General features: G+C 60.0%; 3 protein-coding genes. 1 reads left to right on the top strand and 2 read right to left on the bottom strand.

Annotated features, from left to right (window positions below; all coding sequences use genetic code 11):
* The first annotated feature begins 5 nt into the window (after positions 1–5).
* The gene (locus EN993_RS35170; RefSeq protein ID WP_127266180.1) at positions 6–722 is read left to right on the top strand and encodes a Crp/Fnr family transcriptional regulator; all 717 of its coding nucleotides are present in this window, start codon (positions 6–8) and stop codon (positions 720–722) included.
* On the opposite strand, the gene EN993_RS35165 is transcribed toward EN993_RS35170, so the two are convergent.
* Entirely contained in the window at positions 719–961 is a 243-nt protein-coding gene (locus tag EN993_RS35165; protein WP_127266179.1) for a hypothetical protein, read from the bottom strand. The two genes, EN993_RS35170 and EN993_RS35165, sit on opposite strands and share 4 nt — an antisense overlap.
* A 348-nt stretch (positions 962–1,309) precedes the next feature.
* The coding region (locus EN993_RS35160; RefSeq protein ID WP_164758037.1) for a type IV secretory system conjugative DNA transfer family protein at positions 1,310–2,069 on the bottom strand (760 nt) is incomplete at its 5' end.

Below are 2,069 nucleotides of genomic sequence, written 5' to 3'. Positions count from 1 at the left end.
GAGTTATGGATAACCAGCCTAAAACAATCTATCGAAACGCCTTGCTGCAGCGACTTTCTCCCGTGGACCTGGCGTTGCTCGCGCCCCATTTGGAGCCCGTGGATCTGCCGCTGCGGACCTCCCTTGAAACCGCGAAATCCGTTATCGAATATGTGTATTTTATCGAAACGGGCATCGCGTCAGTCGTCGCCAAAATACCGAAAGGCCGCGATACCGAGGTCGGCCTGATTGGGATGGAAGGCATGACCGGCGCTCTCGTTGTGCTCGGTGGTGACCGCGCCGCCCATGACACTTACATGCAGGTGGGAGGCAGCGGAATCCGGGTGCCTGCCGGGGCGCTGACGACGGCTCTGGCTGAAAGCAACACGCTGAAGGCGCTGCTGCTGCTCTATGTCCAGACCCTCTTCATCCAGGCCAGCTATACCGCTCTGGTGAATGCCCGATCAAAACTGGAGGAACGGTTGGCGCGCTGGCTCCTGATGTGCCAGGACCGGGTGCGCGACGACCGATTTTCTATCACCCACGAGTTCATGGCCGTCATGCTCGGCGTGCGACGGCCGGGTGTAACCGTCGCTATCCAGGAGCTTGAGGGGATGGGACTGATCAAGGCCAGACGGGGTGAGATCGTGATCCGAGATCGTTATGGTCTGTTCCAAATCGCCGACGGCACCTACAGTGAGCCGGAACAGGAGTATGAGAGGCTACTCGGTACAATCGCCTAGCTCCCATGATCGGCGGCCTCGGCGAAGGTTACGGTCGCGACAACGGCGCCGTCGTCGACTACGATTTCAAACGATGCATTGCGTATTAGCGGCTTCCCACCTCGCAATCCTTCCGCCATCATGTCCTTTGCAGCGGCGATCGCTTCGCGAACGGCACTTTCATGGTCTGGGAATTCGCTCCCTTCCGGATCAGGATGACGGCGCCCGGCAAGCACGAGGTGCAGAAAAAAGCGGGGCAAACCATGTCTCCGGCGGCAGTGCGATCTCCGCTAAAGAGCATCTAGGCCGCGCAACCATGTCTGCAAGCGCGCCAGCTCCCCAATGCTCGGTGGTTTCGGCAGGCACTTTCCACAAAACGCCTGTCAGCTTCCCACCAGGTGATCATCAACGCAACTCGGCAGCTTCCTTGCTCGGATATTTCCGTCTTGGTTTCCGTTCTGGCTCGCAACGAGTAGCGGGAGCGAGTTGGTCAAGTCCCGTGCAAAAGGGCATCTCTGGCACCCCTTTACGCAGCGGCTGGCGCATCAAATGCGGCCTGCGCGGTTGGGCGGGAGGCGCGTTGTCGGCGGTCGCCGTAGATTGCTCGGCTAATCGACTAGATCAGGCAAAGCATCTTCGACGATGCTGAGATTTAGATCGAAACTCTCGGTATCGGCTGCGTTGGCGCGAAGAGAACGCACCTTGTTCATGATCGCCGCAACCGCCGCTTCTTTGTCGGGCGCTATGCGTGTTGTCACCGCTTTGGCCGCCAGAGCAGAAAAATCCACGGCGGCATAAGCCGGCACGGCTGCGGCGACTGTTGTTTTCAGCCGTTCTTTTACGATTGCGCGCCGGCCCGGCGGCGGAGCTATAGGGCCTGCTTTTGCGGCAAATGTTGCGCCGCGCCGCAGGCGGGTTTGCAAGAGGCCTGAGCGGTACGCCGGTGTTGTCGGCACAATGGTCGGGAGCGCAGGAGATGGAACCGCCGCGGAAGCGTCCAATCCAGGGATTTTCGTGCGCGAAGCGTCGGTAAAGGCGGGCAGGGGCATGAACGCGCGTTTGGCGAGCTGGCCGTCGGCGAAATAGAAATTGCGGGTGCCCAGGATCGGCAGTTCGCCGCGTGGCAATATGATGACCTTGTTCTTGTCGAGCGTCCGGATTTCATCCGGCCGCATCAGGGGCCGTCGCACTTCCTTGCGGTGCTCCGAGCGCGTGTAATAAGTGTCGAACAACGTTGCCTTGGTGCGCGTCACGTCCTTTTGCACATCCGACGTTTCGCCGAGCTGCTCGGAAACGTAGCGCAGATCGTCAGCGTCCTGCGCACCGAAAAAGATCTGCACGCGAGCGGCGTTGATGAGCGTCTTGCGC

Source organism: Mesorhizobium sp. M7D.F.Ca.US.004.01.2.1, assembly GCF_003997785.1.
In the GTDB taxonomy this organism is placed as follows: domain Bacteria; phylum Pseudomonadota; class Alphaproteobacteria; order Rhizobiales; family Rhizobiaceae; genus Mesorhizobium; species Mesorhizobium loti.
Note: the sequence above shows the minus strand (reverse complement) of the source record. Positions and strands in the feature narration are given on the sequence as shown.

Coding starts and splice junctions, on each gene's coding strand:
- EN993_RS35170 (WP_127266180.1), top strand. CDS start 6: ATGGATAACCAGCCTAAAACAATCTATCGAAACGCCTTGCTGCAGCGA.